Genomic DNA, 17955 nt, shown 5'->3' with positions numbered 1-17955 from the left:
AGCTAAGTTTTTCCTAATTCTTATAAATGAACTCTATCTTCTTATACGAATGCGAAAATTGCGCTGATTCCGATATAAGTAAGAAGAACGAAAACGATCAATGTAAAGTAAGTCATGATTCTTTGCGATCTTGGTGAAACTGTAAGACCCCAGCTCACAGCAAATGACCATAATCCATTAGCAAAATGGAAGATTGCCGAGGTAACACCGACAATATAGAACACAAGCATGAATGGACTGGAGAAAATCTCTGCCATCATGTCAAAGTTAACTTCTGCACCCATAGCAGCTTGAATTCTAGTTGCCCATATATGCCAAACAAGGAAAATCAACGTTATGATTCCAGTTAGGCGTTGTAGCATGAACATCCAGTTACGGAAAAAACTAAATCTGCCTAAATTGTTTTTGGCTGTAAAGGCAATATAAATTCCGTATACAGCATGGAAAATGAGCGGTAGATAGATGACGACCCATTCTACCAAAATCTTCACGGGCGTATACTCAATTAAATGAACTGCCCCATTAAAAGTTTCTTCTCCTTTTGTTGCCATAAAGTTTACCGATAAATGAAAAATTAGGAATAGACCAATTGGAATTACTCCTAGAAGTGAATGAAGCCTGCGATTCCCAAACTCACGATTTTTTGCCACTAAGTGCCCCCCCTTAATTTGTGAAAAATCATGCAAAGATAAACTGGTGGCTACCTTTTATCTCCGCGTGAAAATACAGTATAGAGTCAAAAAAAAATCCTCTATACTTCCTTTACAATTATGTGACATGTCCATTTTACTCCTGACTTCTATGTGCGTCAAGAAAACGGATACAAGAAATCTCTTTTTCAGAATAGATTTTATTGGATTAAATTGGCTATTTTTTGTTTGTCAAGATGATATTTTGAATAAATTTCTCATTTACCTATTAATATCTCGGTATAATTTCTCATTTTTTTCCAATTGTTATTTAAATAAATAAAAAACAGTATAATTTGCAAAAGAAATACGTTTATAATAGATTTACAGAAAGAGGCGATAAATTATGAAAAAAAATATTGCTGCTGCGATAGAAGAAGAGATTCAAACTGAAGAAATTCAAACAACTGAAGAATTCCTGGTTCCAGCTTTCGGATACGAATTAATCAGAGAAGTTCTATTGAACGATATTCTCGGAAAAGACTCTAATCAAATCCTCTATTGGGCAGGTAAACAATTAGCAAGAAAATTCCCATTGAATGGCGATCAGGAAGTGATTGAATTTTTCCAAAGCGCCGGATGGGGCAATCTAGAAATCTTGAAATATACGAAACACGAGATGGAATTATCCCTGACAGGTGAAATAATCAGCCGCCGCTTGGATTTACACCCTGATTGTCACTTCCAACTTGAAGCCGGTTTCCTTGCCGAGCAGTTTACACTGCAAAAAAAATTCCTCAGCGAATCAACGGAAGAAATCAAACGCCGCGCAAAAAAAGTGATATTCACCATCCAATGGGATCCCAGAGATCCAATCTAATGAGCCCTGAAAACAGACTTACCCTTTTTACCGGAAGTCTGTTTTTTATTGGACTCAGACACTTACGCTAGCACATTTGCATGCTGACCTAGTTTAAATGCTTCATGAAGAGATTCAACCGCCTTCACCATTTCCTTTTCATTGACGACAGTGGAAACTTTAATTTCAGATGTGCTGACCATCTTCACCTGGATGCCTGTATTGGCCATCACTTCAAACATCTCGGCAGCCACTCCCGGATTGGATACCATTCCAGAACCGACGATGGATACTTTGGCCAATCCGCTCTCCGTTTCGACTCGGTCGAATCCCAATTGTTCTTTATTATTTTCCAGCACAATCAAGGCCGCTTCCGTATCTTCACTTTTTGTGGAAAAAGATAGATTCGTCGTATCCTCGGCAGTCATGCTTTGAATGATGATGTCCACATTAATCCGGTTTTTCGCAAGTGTCGTGAAGATTGTGGATAATGCACCAAGTGATTGGGGCAAACCATATATGGTGACCCTCGTAATACTGTCTTCAAAAGCAATCCCGCGTACAATTAAGTTTTCTTCCATAGTTGCTTCCTCCTCAATGATCGTTCCTGATTCTCTCTCCATGCTTGAACGGACTTCAAGCGGTATTTGATAATTTTTTGCATATTCGACAGCCCTTGGATGAAGGACGCCCGCCCCCAGATTGGCAAGTTCCAGCATTTCATCATAAGAAATGGATTGGAGTTTCCGTGCGCCTTTTATGTAGCGGGGGTCCGTTGTGAAAACGCCCGTTACATCCGTATAAATATCGCATCTATCCGCATTCAGCGCTGCAGCGATAGCAACCGCCGTCGTATCGGAACCGCCTCGCCCTAAGGTAGTAATTTCCCCATTTGCATCGGTCCCCTGGAAACCGGCCACGACCACTATTTTCTTCTTCTGAAGCTGAGCTTGGATCCTCGTGGCATCGATGTTTAAAATCCGGGCATTCCCATGAACGGATTCCGTTTGCATGCCAGCCTGCCAGCCAGTATATGAAATGGCTTCATGTCCTTCTTCAATCAATGCCATCGTTAACAGGGAAATCGTTACCTGTTCCCCCGTAGTCAATAGCATATCCATTTCCCTCTTGCTCGGGGTTCCGGAAATATCCCGCGCCATGGAAACCAATTGATCCGTGGTTTTCCCCATCGCTGAAACAACGACGACTACCTCATTTCCATTCTCCACTTCCTCGATTACCCGATTGGCAACATTTTTGATTTTTTCTACGCTTCCGACGGATGTTCCGCCAAATTTTTGAACGATTAATGCCATCCCCATGCACCCTCTCTACCTTTTTAGGCAATAAAAAAAGCAATGAGAAATATCTCATTGCTGTGATCACATATCTAAATACTGTAAACACAGTGAGATAGCTCTCCAGGGTATAAACCCTGACAATCCGCCATTTATTAAATGTCGGACCAGGAAAACAAGGTATGAGTCTTGTCTTCCTTCGGCGTCATCCCCTTTCAAAACCTTTCATGGAAGCTCATACTTCTCCAGGTTTTTACTCTTGAATTCCGCACCTCTATCAGCACTTTTAAGTTGTCTAGTTAAAAATTCTTTTTAATCATAGCATAGAGATTTATCGGTAGCAAGATTATTCTTGTAATTTTCTAACGATTCCCTCGGCTACCCCTTTTGGCATGCCAGCTTCCATGATTTCCTCGGCCGTCGCCTCTTTGATTTTCTTCAATGATCCAAAATGCCTTAATAATTGCTTCCTTCGCTTTTCCCCGACTCCTGGAATATCATCAAGCTGGGAGTGAACCGCATTTTTCCCGCGTAGCTGGCGATGAAACGTAATCGCGAACCGATGCACTTCATCCTGAATTCTTTGCAATAAGTAAAATTCCTGGCTCCGTGAATCAAGAGGTACGATTTCAAGCGGATTTCCGATCATCAATTGCGAGGTCCTATGCTTTTCATCCTTAATGAGGCCTGAAAGTGGAATATCAAGGCCCAATTCATTTTCCAGAATATCCCGAACTGCTTCGACATGTCCCTTTCCGCCATCAATGATGATCAAGTCCGGAAGCGGAAGCCCTTCTTTCAATACTCTTGAATACCTTCTTCTGACCACTTCACGCATCGATTCATAATCATCAGGCCCTTGGACCGTCTTGATCTTATATTTGCGGTACTCCCTTTTTTCCGGCTTTCCATCAATGAACACGACTAAAGCGGAAACTGGGTCACTTCCCTGGATGTTGGAGTTATCGAAAGCTTCAATTCGATGCGGAGTGTAGATACCCAGTTGCTTCCCGAGGTTTTCCACCGCATTGATCGTTCTTTCTTCATCCCTTTCTATCAAAGAGAATTTTTCCTGAAGCGCGATGGAGGCATTTTTATTCGCCAATTTAAGCATGTCTTTTTTCGCTCCCCGTTTCGGGTGAATCGTTTTGACACCAAGCAGCCCTTCGGCCATTTCGGCATCCACTGATTCAGGCAGCAAGATTTCCTTTGGTTTAAAGTGGTTCGTAATCTCGTAAAACTGACCGAGGAATGTAAGAAGTTCCTGTTCGGGTTCATCGTAGACAGGAAAAAGTGAAACATCCCTTTCTATTAATTTACCCTGCCGGACAAAAAATACCTGAACGCACATCCAGCCTTTATCATAGGCAAAACCAAATACATCCCTGTCGATGAAATCTGTCGTCATCATTTTCTGCTTTTCCATCGTAATATCGATGTGGGCAATTTTGTCACGGAACTCCTTGGCCCTCTCGAAATCGAGATCTTCTGATGCCTCCAGCATTTTTTCAGTCAGTTCTTTTTTTATTTCAGTATGCCCCCCGTTCAAGAACCGGTTGATATCATCCACCATTTTTTTATATTCCTGTTCCTCTACATTATAAACACACGGGGCTAGGCACTGGCCAAGGTGATAGTAGAGACAAACGCGATCCGGTAAAGTATTGCATTTTCTTAGGGGATAGATGCGGTCAAGCAATTTTTTCGTTTCGTTAGCTGCAAATGCATTCGGATAAGGACCGAAATATTTACCTTTGTCTTTTTTGACTTTTCGCGTAATGATTAGACGTGGGTGGCGTTCCGCAGTCAGCTTTATGAAGGGATACGTCTTATCATCCTTTAGCATGACATTATATTTTGGGTCATGTTTTTTGATTAAGTTCAACTCTAAAATAAGAGCCTCGATATTGGAAGAGGTGACGATATATTCGAAATCCTCAATTTCATTCACGAGCCGGAATGTTTTTCCGTCATGCGATCCCGTGAAATAAGAACGGACACGATTTTTCAACACTTTCGCTTTGCCTACATAGATGATCGTTCCCTGACGATCTTTCATTAAATAACAACCAGGTTGATCGGGAAGAAGGGCAAGTTTATTCTTTATTTGTTGATTCATGCATTCAGCCTCCTGTTCTCCCTTTTTTACAATTATTATATATCAAGATAGCGAAAAAAGCTTCAAGTCCGCAGACTTGAAGCTTTTTTTAGCTAACCTACTATTACGCATGTTTTGAAATAAGTTCAGCAAGTGCTTCTTTAGGTTGGAAACCAACAACCTTATCAACCACTTCACCGTCTTTAAGCACGATTAATGTCGGGATGCTCATGACACCGAATTTTCCAGCTGTTTCTTGGTTTTCATCCACATCCACTTTTACGATTTTTGCTGTATCGCCAATTTCAGTATCAAGCTCTTGAAGAACAGGAGCGATCATTTTACAAGGTCCGCACCATGGAGCCCAAAAATCTACAAGAACGACACCTTCGCTAGTATCTGTTGTGAAAGTTTGGTCAGTTGCATTTATAATTGCCATATATATTTCCTCCTCAAATTTACTCAAATAACTAAAGACAGTATACCATTGTTGCTCGAATCGATGCTAATATTTTGCTTCAGTGGTAGGATGTCCAAAAAAAGAGTAAATATGCAGGCCAAATAAAGGGGCAAGACATGTATCGGCTTATGCCAAATGTCTTGCCCCTCATCTATATTGTTTCTATTACGCGTTAACTTTAAGTTTTTTGAATTCTTCCGTAAGTAACGGAACGACTTCGAAAAGGTCTCCGACAATTCCATAATCAGCCACATTGAATATGTTAGCTTCCGGGTCTTTATTGATCGCAACGATAACCTTGGAGTTCGACATCCCCGCTAAATGCTGAATCGCACCGGAAATTCCGCAGGCGATATAAAGGTCCGGTGTTACGACTTTACCCGTTTGCCCGATTTGCAAAGAGTAATCGCAATAATCTGCATCACATGCTCCACGGGAAGCTCCTACCGCTCCGCCAAGAACTTGTGCCAGTTCCTTTAATGGTTCAAAACCATCTTCACTTTTCACGCCGCGGCCACCAGCGATGATCACTTTCGCTTCTGAAAGGTCGACCCCTTCACTCGCTTTTCTAACAACATCTTTAATGATTGTACGTAAATCCTTGATATCCACACTTAATGTAGAAACATCACCAGAGCGGGACTCATCTTTCGCTAATGGTTCGATATTGTTCGGACGGATTGTCGCGAATATCACGCCATCTGTAACAATTTTCTTTTCAAATGCCTTACCGGAATAGATCGGGCGGGTGAAAACGATATTTCCCCCTTCTTCTTCAATGGATGTAACGTCTGAGATCAAACCTGATTCAAGCTTTCCAGCCAATTTTGGTGCAAGGTCTTTTCCTAGGGCCGTATGTCCAAAGAATATCCCTTCTGGTTTTTCCTGTTCGATGACGGCAAGCAAGCTTTGCGCATAACCATCTGAAGTATATTGTTTCAATTGATCATTTTCGACTGCAACAACCCGGTCTGCCCCATACTGGATCAATTCATTTCCGAAATTTTGAACACTGTCACCAACTAAGACACCTACAATTTCCCCGCCATCTGCAGCAAGTTTAGCCGCACCGATAGCTTCAAATGATACATTTCTCAGTGAACCGTCACGAACTTCGCCCAATACAAGAAACTTTCTAGCCATTTATAAAAACCTCCTGTGCACTATTTTATCTTTTTGTCGTGTTTTGTTATCTTGAAAAAGTACCGTTTCGATTAAATCACTTTTGCTTCGCTTCGTAATAATTGAACAAGTTCGCTTACTTGATCACCGATTTCGCCGTCCAATACTTTTCCAGCTTCTTTTTTAGCAGGAAGGTAAATTTCAATCGTTTTTGTTTTTGCCTCAACATCTTCTTCTTCTAAATCCAGGTCATCCAATTCCAATTCTTCAAGCGTTTTTTTCTTCGCTTTCATGATTCCCGGCAATGACGGATAACGTGGTTCATTTAGCCCTTGTTGAGCTGTCACCAACAATGGAAGGGATGCTTCGATCGTTTCAGAGTCCCCTTCTACATCACGGATAACGCTTACATTTCCATTTGCGATGTCCAGCTTAGTAATGGTAGTAATATAAGGAATCTCTAAAATTTCGGCAACGCGTGGCCCCACTTGTCCAGAACCGCCATCGATTGCAACGTTCCCTGCAATGATTAAATCGGCATTTTTATCTTTTAAGTATTCGCCGATAATTTTTGCAGTCGTGAATTGGTCGCCATTTTCAATGTCGTCTTCTATATTAATCAATACGGCTTTGTCAGCACCCATTGCCAGCGCCGTACGTAATTGCTTTTCAGCCTCTTCGGTTCCGACGGAAATAACCGTTACTTCGCCGCCTTGTGCATCACGCACCTGGATTGCTTCTTCAACCGCATACTCATCGTATGGATTAATGATGAATTCTGCTCCATCCTCATTAATTTTCCCATTGGATAGCGTAATTTTTTCTTCTGTATCAAATGTTCTTTTCAGCAGTACATAAATGTTCACGATAATACCTCCCGAATGATTTGAGTTTTGAAGATTATGAATTTTATTGATATATAGTATTGTATTCTACAGATTTCATCAAAATCCTGCATGATATATAAAAATAATTATTTATACTCTACTCATCATTTCCCTTTGAATACAGCTTCCCTTTTTTCAATGAAAGCGCCGATTCCTTCTTTTGCATCAGCAGTATCGAAAGCTTGGCCAAAGAGGGCGGCTTCCCTTTCCACACCTTTATGGTAGGAATCATGCTTGGAATAATTTAATAACTCTATGGCAGACTTTAAAGCCAGCGGGCTTTTCTTGGAAATTTTATTGGCTAGTTCCTTAGCTTTAGGAATCAGGTCTTCATCCGTGAAGGCATGATTCGCCAACCCGCATTGTACAGCTTGGGTACCTGAAATCGGTTCACTTGTAAACAGCATTTCAGCTGCCTTTGCCATGCCCACATAACGTGGAAGACGCTGGGTCCCAGCAAATCCAGGGATTAAGCCCAACTGCAGCTCAGGCAAACCCAGTTTAGCCCTTTCGGTTACCAAACGGATGTGACAGGCCATCGCCAGCTCCAATCCTCCGCCAAGGGCCGCCCCATGGATGGCTGCAATGACCGGTTTTGGAAAAGATTCAATTTTCTCAAATACAGATTGCCCATTCTTGGTCAGCTTCTCGAAAGCTTTCCCGTCTTTCACTTCCGTAAACTCCTTAATGTCTGCTCCTGCAGAGAAGAATCTTCCTTCACCATGAAGAAGGACAACCCGTACGGCGCCATCATTCTCAATTTGTTCGAAGGCCTGTGAAAGCTCTCCGATGATAGCCGAAGAAAGTGCATTTGCAGGTGCATGATCAATCGTTATAAAAGCCACATGATTTTCGACAGAAAGCTTAAGATATTCCATATCAATCCCTCCAGGCATACTAGTCAAACTTTTTCGAAAATTTAATATGTATCACTTCCCGATTAAACTGGAAGCAGAATTAACCGATTCTTTCGAGGATGGCTGCCCATCCTCTATTTAAATCGTTAACTTTTCAGGCCGCAGCCGCCAATCAGAAGGCGGTGAACGTCTGGGGCAAGGTCTGGGAGCGAATACTTTTGCTCATTCATGACCCAGGTCGTCACTGTTTCGTCAATCGTTCCAAAAATCATCTGCCTGGCAAGTAAATTATTTAAATCAGGCAGGAATTCGCCGTTTTCTTTTCCTTCTATAATGATTTGATCGATTAAATTTAAATACCCTCTTAACACATCATTAATTCTTAGGCGCAATTCTTTATTCGACTGTCTTAATTCCAACTGAGTGACAATTGCTAAATTCACGTCTTCTGAAAGGTTTTGAAAATGTTTTTGGATGAGCACATGCAGTTTATCCGAAGCAGTGGTCTTTCCTTTTATCTCTTCTTCGATCTGTTCCACAAAATAGCCCATCTTTTCATGGAATAATGAAATTAGGATATCTTCTTTATTTTTAAAATAAAGATATATGGTTCCATCCGCTACTCCTGCCTGCTTGGCGATTTTGGATACTTGTGCTTGATAGTACCCGTTTTGGGCAATGACGATAACGGCCGCATCAATAATTTGAGTATACTTAGGTCTGTTGCTTTTCACTGGATGTCCCCTTTCAGAAAATGAATGAACCATCATTCATATTTCTATCATAAAATGACGCCCCTTTACTGTCAAGCAAAACTTCTAAGGGTCCTGACATTCCACTTATGTTCATTGTACAGTCCCCATCCATAGGTTGTCCAGCCGTTCTGCAAAACACGGAGCTCTCTTTCGCTGCTCCGTTATTAGGGGTGCTTGTTTACGCTTCTTTTCTTTCCTCGGATATTTTTTTCTTTTCTTCCTCGATCAGGACTCTTCTCAGGATCTTTCCTATCGTCGTTTTTGGAAGTTCATTCCTGAATTCATAGCTGCGCGGCACCTTATAGGAAGCCAGGTTCTTTCTGGCAAATTCATTCAATTCCTCTTCAGTGGCCCTCGCATTTTTTTTCAGTACAACAAAGGCCTTGACGGTCTCCCCGCGATATGGGTCAGGGATACCTGCAACAACCACTTCCTGTATGGCCTCATGCTCGTATAGCACCTCTTCCACCTCACGTGGATATATATTGAAACCGCCTGCAATGATTGTATCCTTTTTCCTCTCGACGACATAGAAGAACCCCTGCTCATCCATGTAACCCAGATCGCCTGTAAGCAGCCAGCCATTTTTAAAGGTTTTTTCCGTTTCATCCGGACGTTTCCAATATCCCTGCATGACCTGTGGTCCTTTTATGGCAATCTCTCCAATTTCATTCGGAGGAAGCTCTTCAAAGTTTTCCAGGGACAGAATCACCGAGTCGGTATCTGGCCAAGGCAGTCCAATGCTTCCTTTTACGCGCGGCTGATCCCAAATGAAATTAGCATGTGTCACCGGTGAGGTTTCCGAAAGACCATAGCCTTCAACAAGCTTCCCGCCGGTAATTTTCTCAAACTGCTCCTGGACCTCTAAGGGCAATGATGCAGAACCGCTTATACATGCATTGATGGAAGAAAGGTCATATTTGGCGATATCCGGATGGTTCAAGAGGCCGATATACATCGTTGGCGCTCCTGGGAACATGGTCGGTTTCTGTTTTTGGATGGTTTTTAGCGTCGCTTGGACATCAAATTTTGGCATGATGATCATGGTGTTCCCTTCCATGACGGATAGAACCAAGACTGTAGTCATACCGTACACATGGAAGAAAGGCAGTATCGCAAGGATCCTTTCCTCACCGCGCTTATTTTTATAAAGCCATGCATTGCACATTTTCGTATTCGCAAGCATATTCTTATGGGTAAGCATGACCCCTTTGGGAAAGCCTGTTGTCCCACCTGTATATTGCAAAAGCGCAAGGTCATTATCCACATCGATTGGCACAGTGACTTCTTCAGTGATCCTTCGTCTCATGATTTCGGAAAATAAATGATGATTCCCTTCATGCTCCACATTGATGACAATGCCGTATTGCTTTTTTTGAATAAAAGGATAGATAAGATTTTTCGGGAATGGCAAATATTCCTTGATAGCGGTTACAATTATATGTTCTATTTCTGTTCTTGATGCCACTGCAGAAACACGGGGAAATAAAATATCCATCGCTAAAATTATTTTCGCTCCGGAATCTTTCATTTGATATTCTAATTCACGTTCCGTATAGGTTGGATTCGTTTGAACCACGACTCCGCCGGCCATCAAAATCCCAAAAAAGCTTATGACACCCTGAGGACAGTTAGGAAGCATGACGGCAACGCGTTCACCTTTTTGAAGACCGATACTTTTTAAATAGGCTGCAAACTTTAAAGCAGATTCATACACTTCCCGGAAGGTTAATTCTTTTCCCTGGAAATGAATCGATACTTTATCAGGGAATTCTTCGGCTGATTCCTTCAAAAAAGAATAAAGAGGTTTATCTTCGTACGACAAAACAGCAGGTATCTGTTCCGGATAAATAGCTTGCCAAGGCTTATTGCTCATTTGCCCCCTCCTTCTGAATATTCTCAATACTCTTAATCATTATAATACAATCGGGATTTTCTTACAATTGCCGAATTCATGAGTAAGATGACTGAATAATATTCTGTACAAACCACAGGGAATATTGGATGAAACCCTTAAAGGGAAACAAAGAAAAGGAGTGGTTCCACTCCTTACAGACTGCAGACAAATTAGAGTAGAACCAGTTCACCTTCAATTTTCTCTTTAAAAATTTCAGAAATCCGATCCCTGTCTGCCAAGCTCCTGGCTAAAGCGTCTAGCGGATCTTTTCTACAAGCCGGTTATTCGCTAGGAGTGTTCGTAGTGATGGTCAAACTTTCTTTTAAAATCATGGTTCGGGATGAGACCATTCCATACCTCCTTTGTCATCATACTGAAAGGAGTGGTCCTACTCCTTCGTTTTAATTCTGTACCAATACTTATATTTTTCTTCAAACCCCAGTTTCCCGTACAAGCTTAGAGCAGGCGCGTTCGTTTCTATCACCTGTAGATAAGCATTTTCCGCTCCATTTTCTTTACCCCATTGCAATAGATTACGAACGAGTTTTGCGCCATTGCCTTGATTTCGAAAATTTTCATGGGTAATGATATTGTACAAGCCTATGTATTCGTCTTCCAAAACACCCAGTCCACCTGCTGTCACCGTTCCACCCTCATCAGTCAACAACATATAGCAGGTTTTTGGAATGATATTCCCTAACATCTTTTTAAAGATGGTTTGATCGTGATCATTAATATTACTCAGGAGGCAGAAATCGTGAAACCATTCATCATGTAAATGATCATATTTTATGATATTGGTATCATTCGGTGATTCAGCTTCTGCCAAGTTAAATACTTGGACACTTGTTGTTCCCTCAAGGACATACCCGGACTCTTCCAGTACACGATCCAAATTGATTGGCATGGCCTGTGGAGTCATTTTGTACACCGCCTTATCATTCCTGGCAAAATATAATTGTTCACAATTCCATATTTTCTTTTTCACATTTTCATTCGACGTATAGATGGGGTTAATAGAATTCGCACGTTTCGTATATCCATCCGCAAATCGGACAACCCACCCGTCATAGATTTGCGTTTGCATGGCCGGTAAAGCATTCAGCGATAATTCTTCAATCTTTTGTATCAATTTGGAGTGCACCAAATTCCTCCTCCTCTGCCGTAAAGTCTATTTGACCAATGTTATTCTATCTTTTGTAAGAGTTCAAATAAAAGAAGCGGCACAATGGCCGCTTCAGTTGAAGAATGTCATATAAATGATTCCAAATAGAAAAAAGATACCGCAACAAACTATTAATACCTTTGCAAGTTTCTCCACAGCTTACTCCCTCTCATGAAGGGCATTAAGAAATTCCGGCGCCGATGACAAAAGATAATGCGATTGATATGATCATCGATAGGAATCCAACTGCCCGATTATCTTTTTGTATTTCTTCATCTATTTTAAATCCAGGAGTCATAAATTCAAAAATGAAATAACCGATCAACAGCAGGACAAATCCGTATACGCCCCAGCCAATCATCGTAAGAAGCGAATTCTGATGGAGAATGGACTGTTGGAATACATAGGCGATCCCAAATATTTTACCACCTGTTGCCAATGCGACAGAAAGGTTTCCCTGTTTGATTTCCTCCCAGTTCTTGTACTTTGTGACAAGTTCAAAAATGGCTAAAAAAACAATCATGCACAAAATAACGACACTGTAACGAGCAGCTATGTATACATATTCATTTTCCCACATGTTCTCCATGGTCCAACTCCCGAATGGTAACTAGCCACCCGGCTTGGCTGAATAGCCGAGTGACCGCTTTCCTTTATTTAAATTCCACCACCGTAACTCCTGTTCCGCCTTCACCGGCTTCCCCGAAGCGAATCCTTTTGACAGAGCGGTGATTTTTCAAGTATTCCTGGACCCCGGACCGAAGAGCGCCCGTTCCTTTACCATGAATGATGGAAACACTCGAATAACCGGCCAAAAGAGCATCATCGATGTACTTTTCCACTCTTGAAATTGCATTTTCATAGCGTTCTCCACGGAGGTCAAGTTCCACGCTAACATGATAATCGCGACCTTTGATCGTGGTAAGCGGCTTTGTTTCTTTTACTTTTGTGCTCTTGATGAATTCCAGGTCAGACTCCTTCACCTTCATCTTCATGATGCCGATTTGAACCTGCCATTCATTATTTGAGACCTTCTCAATCAAGTGACCTTTTTGACCAAAGCTTATTACCTTAACTTCATCTCCAGGTTTCAAACTTTTATCCAGCGGCTTAGCCGCTTTATTTGACGTTTTTTTCACTTTAGGCGCTGCTTCTTCAAGCCGCTTTTTGGCATCGATCAGTTCATGCTCTTTAACATCGGCATGCTTTTCCAGTCGCAGTTTACGTAAATCGGCAATGATCGCTTCCGCTTCTTTTTGTGCATTTTCAACGATTGCGGCTGCCTCTTTTGCTGCCTTTTCGACCATCGCATCCCGTTCGTCATGGTACTCATCAATTTGCCTTTGAAGGTCTTTATGAAGAATTTCCGCCTCTTTCAGGTGTTTCTTGGCTTCCAGCTCCTCTTCTTCGGCCTTCTTGCGGCTGTCTTCAAGGGATGCAATCATATTTTCAACTTTATTCGTATCCTCACCAATATGACTGCGGGCGCTGCTTATCACGCTTTCTTCCAAACCAAGGCGCTTGGAAATTTCAAAAGCATTACTCCGCCCTGGTACACCGATCAAAAGTTTATAGGTGGGACTCAAGGTTTCCACATTAAATTCGACGCTTGCATTAATGACGCCTTCCCGATCATATCCATACGCTTTTAATTCCGGGTAATGTGTCGTTGCAATTACACGTGCTCCGCGCTTATACACTTCATCCAAAATGGAAATGGCCAAAGCGGCACCTTCCTGTGGATCTGTTCCCGCTCCAAGCTCATCGAATAAAACAAGGCTGTCATAATCGACATGCTTAAGGATATCGACAATGTTGACCATATGCGAAGAGAATGTACTTAAGCTTTGTTCAATCGACTGTTCATCGCCAATATCGGCATAAACAGAGGAAAACACAGCCGTTTCGGAACCATCCAGGGCAGGGATTTGAAGACCGGACTGGGCCATTAACGTACAGAGGCCTATCGTTTTCAGGGTAACCGTCTTCCCTCCTGTATTCGGACCGGTGATGACGATTGTCGTAAATTCATCACCAAGAAAAATATCATTGGCCACGACAACATCACTCGGAATGAGCGGATGTTTCGCTTTGAATAATTTCACGCGTCCCTCATTATTCAGGATCGGCTTGGATCCTTTTATCGCTTTTGCATACTTTGCCTTGGCAACAAGGAAATCGATTTGTGCAAGCACTTTGACATTATGAAGCAATTCAGGGGTGAACGCACCGACTTTTTCCGATAGTTCAACCAATATCCGTTCTATTTCCTGCGTTTCTTTCATTCGGGTTTCCTGCAGGACATTATTCAGTTGAACGATTGCTTGCGGTTCAATGAACAATGTCTGCCCTGATGATGATTGATCATGAATGATCCCGCCATATACACTGCGGTATTCCTGTTTTACCGGGATGACAAAGCGGTCATTCCGGATGGTGATGATGGCATCGGATAACATTGTTGCTGCATTGGAAGAACGGATCATGCTTTCTAGTTTTTCCCTGACACGGCTTTCGTTCGTCCGAATTTGGTTTCTTAGGGTACGAAGCTTGTCGCTGGCAGAATCCATCACTTCGCCATGTTCGCTTACTGCAAACGTAATTTCCTGTTGCAAATCAATCAACGGATGAAGGGAATCGATATATTCGGCTAATAGCGGAACATCAATTTCCTGCTCAGCGAGTTCTTCGAAGAAACGGCTGAGGATCCTGCCGGCACGAATCGTACTCGCAAGTTCCATCAGTTCCATGGGTGAGAGCATTCCGCCAATCTGTGCCCTTTTTGCATGTGGACGGATATCGAAAATTCCGCCCAATGGCAAGTTACCTTTCAACCGGACGATCTTGGCTGACTCATCTGTTTCTTCCTGCCACCTCGACACTTCTTCAAAATCCGTGGAAGGCATTAATTGCTCTGCCTTTTCTTTTCCTATGGATGAGGATGCGTGCGAGATTAATTGTTCTTTTATTTTATGAAATTCCAATGTCTTTAAAGCTTTATTATGCATGGAGTTAAAGCTCCTCCTTATTTATGGGCAAATAGTTAATCATTTCTCTTTAAAAACGCCAATAATCCATCCGTATCCCTTGCATTAAGAACCGTTGATTCTTTAATCCAGCCCTTTTTGGCTGACGAGACCCCAACAGGCATATGTTCAAGCATGTCGATGCTGTGGGCATCCGTATTGATCACGATAGGAACGCCCGCTTCCTGCGCCTTGCGCAGATGGGGAGGTGCCAAATCCAATCGGTTCGGATTCGCATTCAATTCCAAAGCAGTATTCGTTTCACGGGCCAGTTCGATCAGCATCTCTATATCCACATCATATCCGGCGCGTCTGCCAATGATCCTTCCCGTTGGATGGGCGATGATATCTACATGCGGATTATTCAGAGCCGTTTTTAAGCGCTCCATGATCGTTTCCCGAGGCTGTGAAAAGCTTGAGTGAATCGATGCGATCACTAAATCCATCTCTGCAAGCAGCTCATCGTCATAATCAAGTGTCCCATCAGGAAGTATATCCATTTCAATCCCTGAAAGAACGGTAAAGTCAGCGTATTTTTCATTTAGTTCATGGATGATCCGTTTTTGTTCTCGTAAACGTTCCGCGGTCAAGCCGTTCGCCACTTTCAGATATTGCGAATGATCGGTGATGGCCATATATCGATACCCTTTTGCACGGCATGCTTCGATCATTTCTTCAATCGTATGAGCCCCATCACTCCATGTGGTATGCATATGCAGATCACCTTTAATGGCCTCTAAAGATACGAGAGGTTCATTAGCATCATAATGCTCCACTTCCGTTCCGTCTTCACGTATTTCTGGCGGAATGAAAGGAAGGCCAAAGTGATTATAAAATTGTTCTTCCGTTTCAAACGTCAATACATCACCGGTTTCAGTCACTTCCACTCCATATTCGCTGATTTTCTCGCCGCGTTCCTTAGCAAGCTGGCGCATCCGCACATTGTGATCCTTCGAACCTGTAAAATGATGGAGTGTCGTGATGAATTCCTTATCCTTCACGATTCGGAAATCAACAGAAATATCATATTCATAATCAAGCACGACCGATACTTTTGTATCACCGGCCGCAATCACCTGCTTTATCCCTTTTATTGCAAGCAGTTGATTCTTAACCTCTTCGGGATGATCTGTCGAAATGATGAAATCGAGGTCCTTGATCGTTTCCCTCATGCGCCGGATGCTGCCGGCCCTGGAAGAACGGATGATGTATTCCATGTTAGCAAGGGCCGTTTCAATATCAGCCGCAATCGGCCTCATGAAGGCAAGGGGAAGTCGATCGGGCCTTGAACCCGCCTCGGCAATTGCAGACAGGATCTTCTCTTCCGTTTTTTTGCCGAAACCGGCAAGCGCCGCGACCCTTCCTTCTTCACAGGCGATTTTAAGATCATTCACATCATTGACATGCAGCTCTTTATGAAGCTTGGCAATCTTCTTCCCGCCCAAACCTTGAAGCTGAAGTAGCGGAATCAATCCTTTTGGCACCTGCTCCTGAAGCTCTTCAAGTACAGTCGATTTCCCCTCATTCATATACTCTTCGATGACGGATGCCGTTCCTTTCCCGATTCCATTCAAAGCGGTAAAATCTTCGATCTCCGGCAGGCTCCGGTCATCCGTTTCCAAGGCGCCTGCTGCCTTTCGGAAAGCTGAAACCTTGAACGGGTTCTCTCCTTTTAGTTCCATATATATTGCAATTTTTTCTAATAGTTTAATGATATCTTTTTTGTTAATTGTCATTTTATTCACCGCCGAAAAAATTAGTAGGGTGTCCCATGTTCACTTTCTTAAAGATACCTTTCTTGGAGGTAAAGTACAAGCAGTCCGATTCTGAACTTTCGAATCAAATAGGGGAAGTTACATGCTGCTACATAAAAAGGGGCCTCCCCCGTTCAAAGTATAGGAATCCAGGACTTTGAGAAAGGGAGGCAGGCCCACTTATACTGACATTATGATTGTTTTAGATCATGAAACCAAAGTTCCTTCACTTGCTCGGAAAGGAACGGCGTATGTTTCACGATCGATTCTGCCAGAAATGAGCCCGTTAATGGTTTCTGGATGGAATCCATTGGCAGCATGGCAGCTATATATAATATAATAAACATGATAAGATAGACTTCGAGAAAACCCAATATCCCTCCACCCCAGCGATTCAGCTGCTTTAATATCGGAAGATGGGTAATGAAGTTGAGCATGGATCCTATCATTTGCCAAAGTATCTTGGCAGCAAAGAAAATGATTGCAAAGGCAATTGCATTGTAATACGCCGTATCAAGCCCGACTGTATCGAAAAACATATTAAGGGTCGAGGAATCACCCATCGTCGGAAACGGAATCCACAATTTCAGATTGGGAGCAAGATCTCCGTAAAATACATAGGCGACGATGAAGGCTACTATGAACCCTGTCATATGAACCGTTTGTAAAATGAAGCCACGCTTTAAACCGATTAATAAACCGATTAAAAGAATGGCCAGAATTGCTAAATCAAGCATGTACTCAGTCCTTCTCTCTCTTTAATTCCAGTTGAAGCTGGTCTAGTTCATCTTTTAATTTAATATATTCGTGGATGGTATTCACGGCCGTTAGCACCGCTAGCTTACTTGTATCCAAGTATGGATTTTTCATCCTGATCTCTCTCATTTTTTCGTCAACCATCGAAGCGACCAGGCGCATATGACTTGCGCTTTCTGTGCCGACGATTGTATATGGTTGTCCGTATATATCAACTGTTGTTTTATTTCGTTTATCGTCTGACAAAATGATGCCCCCAATCTAAACAATCCTAATTCTATCATATCACGAAGTTTTTCGTCATGAAAGAGAGTACATCGTCATTTCTCGCATAAAAATTTCAATAATTTGTCAAACGAAAACGAATTTTAAGTAGAAGATTACCAAATAAA

At 42.2% G+C, this 17955-nt stretch carries 16 protein-coding genes and 1 riboswitch; of the genes, 1 reads left to right on the top strand and 15 read right to left on the bottom strand.

Annotated elements, in window-relative coordinates; genetic code table 11:
* Positions 1-41: 41 nt before the first annotated feature.
* Positions 42-650 (bottom strand): succinate dehydrogenase cytochrome b558 subunit, encoded by a 609-nt coding sequence (locus MPH60_RS03455; protein ID WP_048689016.1) that lies wholly within the window; start codon positions 648-650, stop codon positions 42-44.
* Between the two features lie 385 nt (positions 651-1035).
* Here MPH60_RS03455 and MPH60_RS03450 point away from each other — a divergent pair, with 385 nt between their 5' ends.
* On the top strand, positions 1036-1509 hold the full coding sequence (locus MPH60_RS03450) for a YslB family protein (protein ID WP_241593834.1): 474 nt from the start codon (positions 1036-1038) through the stop codon (positions 1507-1509).
* Between the two features lie 62 nt (positions 1510-1571).
* On the opposite strand, the gene MPH60_RS03445 is transcribed toward MPH60_RS03450, so the two are convergent.
* From MPH60_RS03445 to zapA, 14 genes are all read right to left on the bottom strand, one after another.
* The gene (locus MPH60_RS03445; RefSeq protein ID WP_241593835.1) at positions 1572-2804 is read right to left on the bottom strand and encodes an aspartate kinase; all 1233 of its coding nucleotides are present in this window, start codon (positions 2802-2804) and stop codon (positions 1572-1574) included.
* Positions 2805-2894: 90 nt separating this feature from the next.
* A riboswitch (Lysine riboswitch) is annotated at positions 2895-3071 on the bottom strand.
* 61 nt (positions 3072-3132) lie between these two features.
* Positions 3133-4905, bottom strand: coding sequence for an excinuclease ABC subunit UvrC (gene uvrC, locus MPH60_RS03440; RefSeq protein ID WP_241593836.1), 1773 nt, complete (start codon positions 4903-4905; stop codon positions 3133-3135).
* Between the two features lie 103 nt (positions 4906-5008).
* On the bottom strand, positions 5009-5323 hold the full coding sequence (gene trxA / locus MPH60_RS03435; RefSeq protein ID WP_101222840.1) for a thioredoxin: 315 nt from the start codon (positions 5321-5323) through the stop codon (positions 5009-5011).
* A 186-nt stretch (positions 5324-5509) separates the two neighbouring features.
* A complete protein-coding gene (locus MPH60_RS03430) occupies positions 5510-6487 on the bottom strand; it encodes an electron transfer flavoprotein subunit alpha/FixB family protein (protein WP_098370029.1) in 978 nt (325 codons plus the stop codon).
* Positions 6488-6558: 71 nt separating this feature from the next.
* Positions 6559-7332: an electron transfer flavoprotein subunit beta/FixA family protein gene (locus MPH60_RS03425; RefSeq protein ID WP_241593837.1), complete on the bottom strand. Its 774-nt coding sequence runs from the start codon at positions 7330-7332 to the stop codon at positions 6559-6561.
* 125 nt (positions 7333-7457) lie between these two features.
* The gene (locus MPH60_RS03420) at positions 7458-8231 is read right to left on the bottom strand and encodes an enoyl-CoA hydratase (RefSeq protein ID WP_241593838.1); all 774 of its coding nucleotides are present in this window, start codon (positions 8229-8231) and stop codon (positions 7458-7460) included.
* Positions 8232-8356: 125 nt separating this feature from the next.
* On the bottom strand, positions 8357-8944 hold the full coding sequence (locus MPH60_RS03415) for a TetR/AcrR family transcriptional regulator (protein WP_241593839.1): 588 nt from the start codon (positions 8942-8944) through the stop codon (positions 8357-8359).
* A 199-nt stretch (positions 8945-9143) separates the two neighbouring features.
* Positions 9144-10841, bottom strand: a complete 1698-nt coding sequence (locus MPH60_RS03410; protein WP_241615807.1) for a long-chain-fatty-acid--CoA ligase — start codon at positions 10839-10841, stop codon at positions 9144-9146.
* Positions 10842-11250: 409 nt separating this feature from the next.
* On the bottom strand, positions 11251-12006 hold the full coding sequence (locus MPH60_RS03405; protein WP_241594792.1) for a GNAT family N-acetyltransferase: 756 nt from the start codon (positions 12004-12006) through the stop codon (positions 11251-11253).
* 202 nt (positions 12007-12208) lie between these two features.
* A complete protein-coding gene (locus MPH60_RS03400) occupies positions 12209-12616 on the bottom strand; it encodes a DUF350 domain-containing protein (protein ID WP_034309012.1) in 408 nt (135 codons plus the stop codon).
* Positions 12617-12680: 64 nt separating this feature from the next.
* Entirely contained in the window at positions 12681-15035 is a 2355-nt protein-coding gene (locus tag MPH60_RS03395; RefSeq protein ID WP_241594793.1) for an endonuclease MutS2, read from the bottom strand.
* 35 nt (positions 15036-15070) lie between these two features.
* Positions 15071-16789, bottom strand: coding sequence for a DNA polymerase/3'-5' exonuclease PolX (gene polX, locus MPH60_RS03390; protein ID WP_241594794.1), 1719 nt, complete (start codon positions 16787-16789; stop codon positions 15071-15073).
* A gap of 209 nt (positions 16790-16998) precedes the next feature.
* Positions 16999-17544: a CvpA family protein gene (locus tag MPH60_RS03385; protein WP_101222851.1), complete on the bottom strand. Its 546-nt coding sequence runs from the start codon at positions 17542-17544 to the stop codon at positions 16999-17001.
* A 4-nt stretch (positions 17545-17548) separates the two neighbouring features.
* On the bottom strand, positions 17549-17809 hold the full coding sequence (gene zapA, locus MPH60_RS03380) for a cell division protein ZapA (protein ID WP_048678967.1): 261 nt from the start codon (positions 17807-17809) through the stop codon (positions 17549-17551).
* Positions 17810-17955 lie beyond the last annotated feature (146 nt).

Origin of the sequence: Peribacillus sp. Aquil_B1 (assembly GCF_022603275.1) — a bacterium.
In the GTDB taxonomy this organism is placed as follows: Bacteria; Bacillota; Bacilli; order Bacillales; family DSM-1321; genus Peribacillus.
The sequence above is the reverse complement of the archived record's forward strand: the minus strand, read 5'-3'. Positions and strand labels throughout refer to the sequence as shown.

What these genes read in the sequence shown, in the direction of transcription:
- MPH60_RS03385 (WP_101222851.1), bottom strand. Translation starts at nt 17,544, where the DNA reads ATGCTTGATTTAGCAATTCTGGCCATTCTTTTAATCGGTTTATTAATC.
- MPH60_RS03450 (WP_241593834.1), top strand. Translation starts at nt 1,036, where the DNA reads ATGAAAAAAAATATTGCTGCTGCGATAGAAGAAGAGATTCAAACTGAA.
- trxA (WP_101222840.1), bottom strand. Translation starts at nt 5,323, where the DNA reads ATGGCAATTATAAATGCAACTGACCAAACTTTCACAACAGATACTAGC.
- polX (WP_241594794.1), bottom strand. Translation starts at nt 16,789, where the DNA reads ATGACAATTAACAAAAAAGATATCATTAAACTATTAGAAAAAATTGCA.
- MPH60_RS03410 (WP_241615807.1), bottom strand. Translation starts at nt 10,841, where the DNA reads ATGAGCAATAAGCCTTGGCAAGCTATTTATCCGGAACAGATACCTGCT.
- MPH60_RS03445 (WP_241593835.1), bottom strand. Translation starts at nt 2,804, where the DNA reads ATGGCATTAATCGTTCAAAAATTTGGCGGAACATCCGTCGGAAGCGTA.
- MPH60_RS03400 (WP_034309012.1), bottom strand. Translation starts at nt 12,616, where the DNA reads ATGGAGAACATGTGGGAAAATGAATATGTATACATAGCTGCTCGTTAC.
- MPH60_RS03395 (WP_241594793.1), bottom strand. Translation starts at nt 15,035, where the DNA reads ATGCATAATAAAGCTTTAAAGACATTGGAATTTCATAAAATAAAAGAA.
- MPH60_RS03420 (WP_241593838.1), bottom strand. Translation starts at nt 8,231, where the DNA reads ATGGAATATCTTAAGCTTTCTGTCGAAAATCATGTGGCTTTTATAACG.
- MPH60_RS03430 (WP_098370029.1), bottom strand. Translation starts at nt 6,487, where the DNA reads ATGGCTAGAAAGTTTCTTGTATTGGGCGAAGTTCGTGACGGTTCACTG.
- uvrC (WP_241593836.1), bottom strand. Translation starts at nt 4,905, where the DNA reads ATGAATCAACAAATAAAGAATAAACTTGCCCTTCTTCCCGATCAACCT.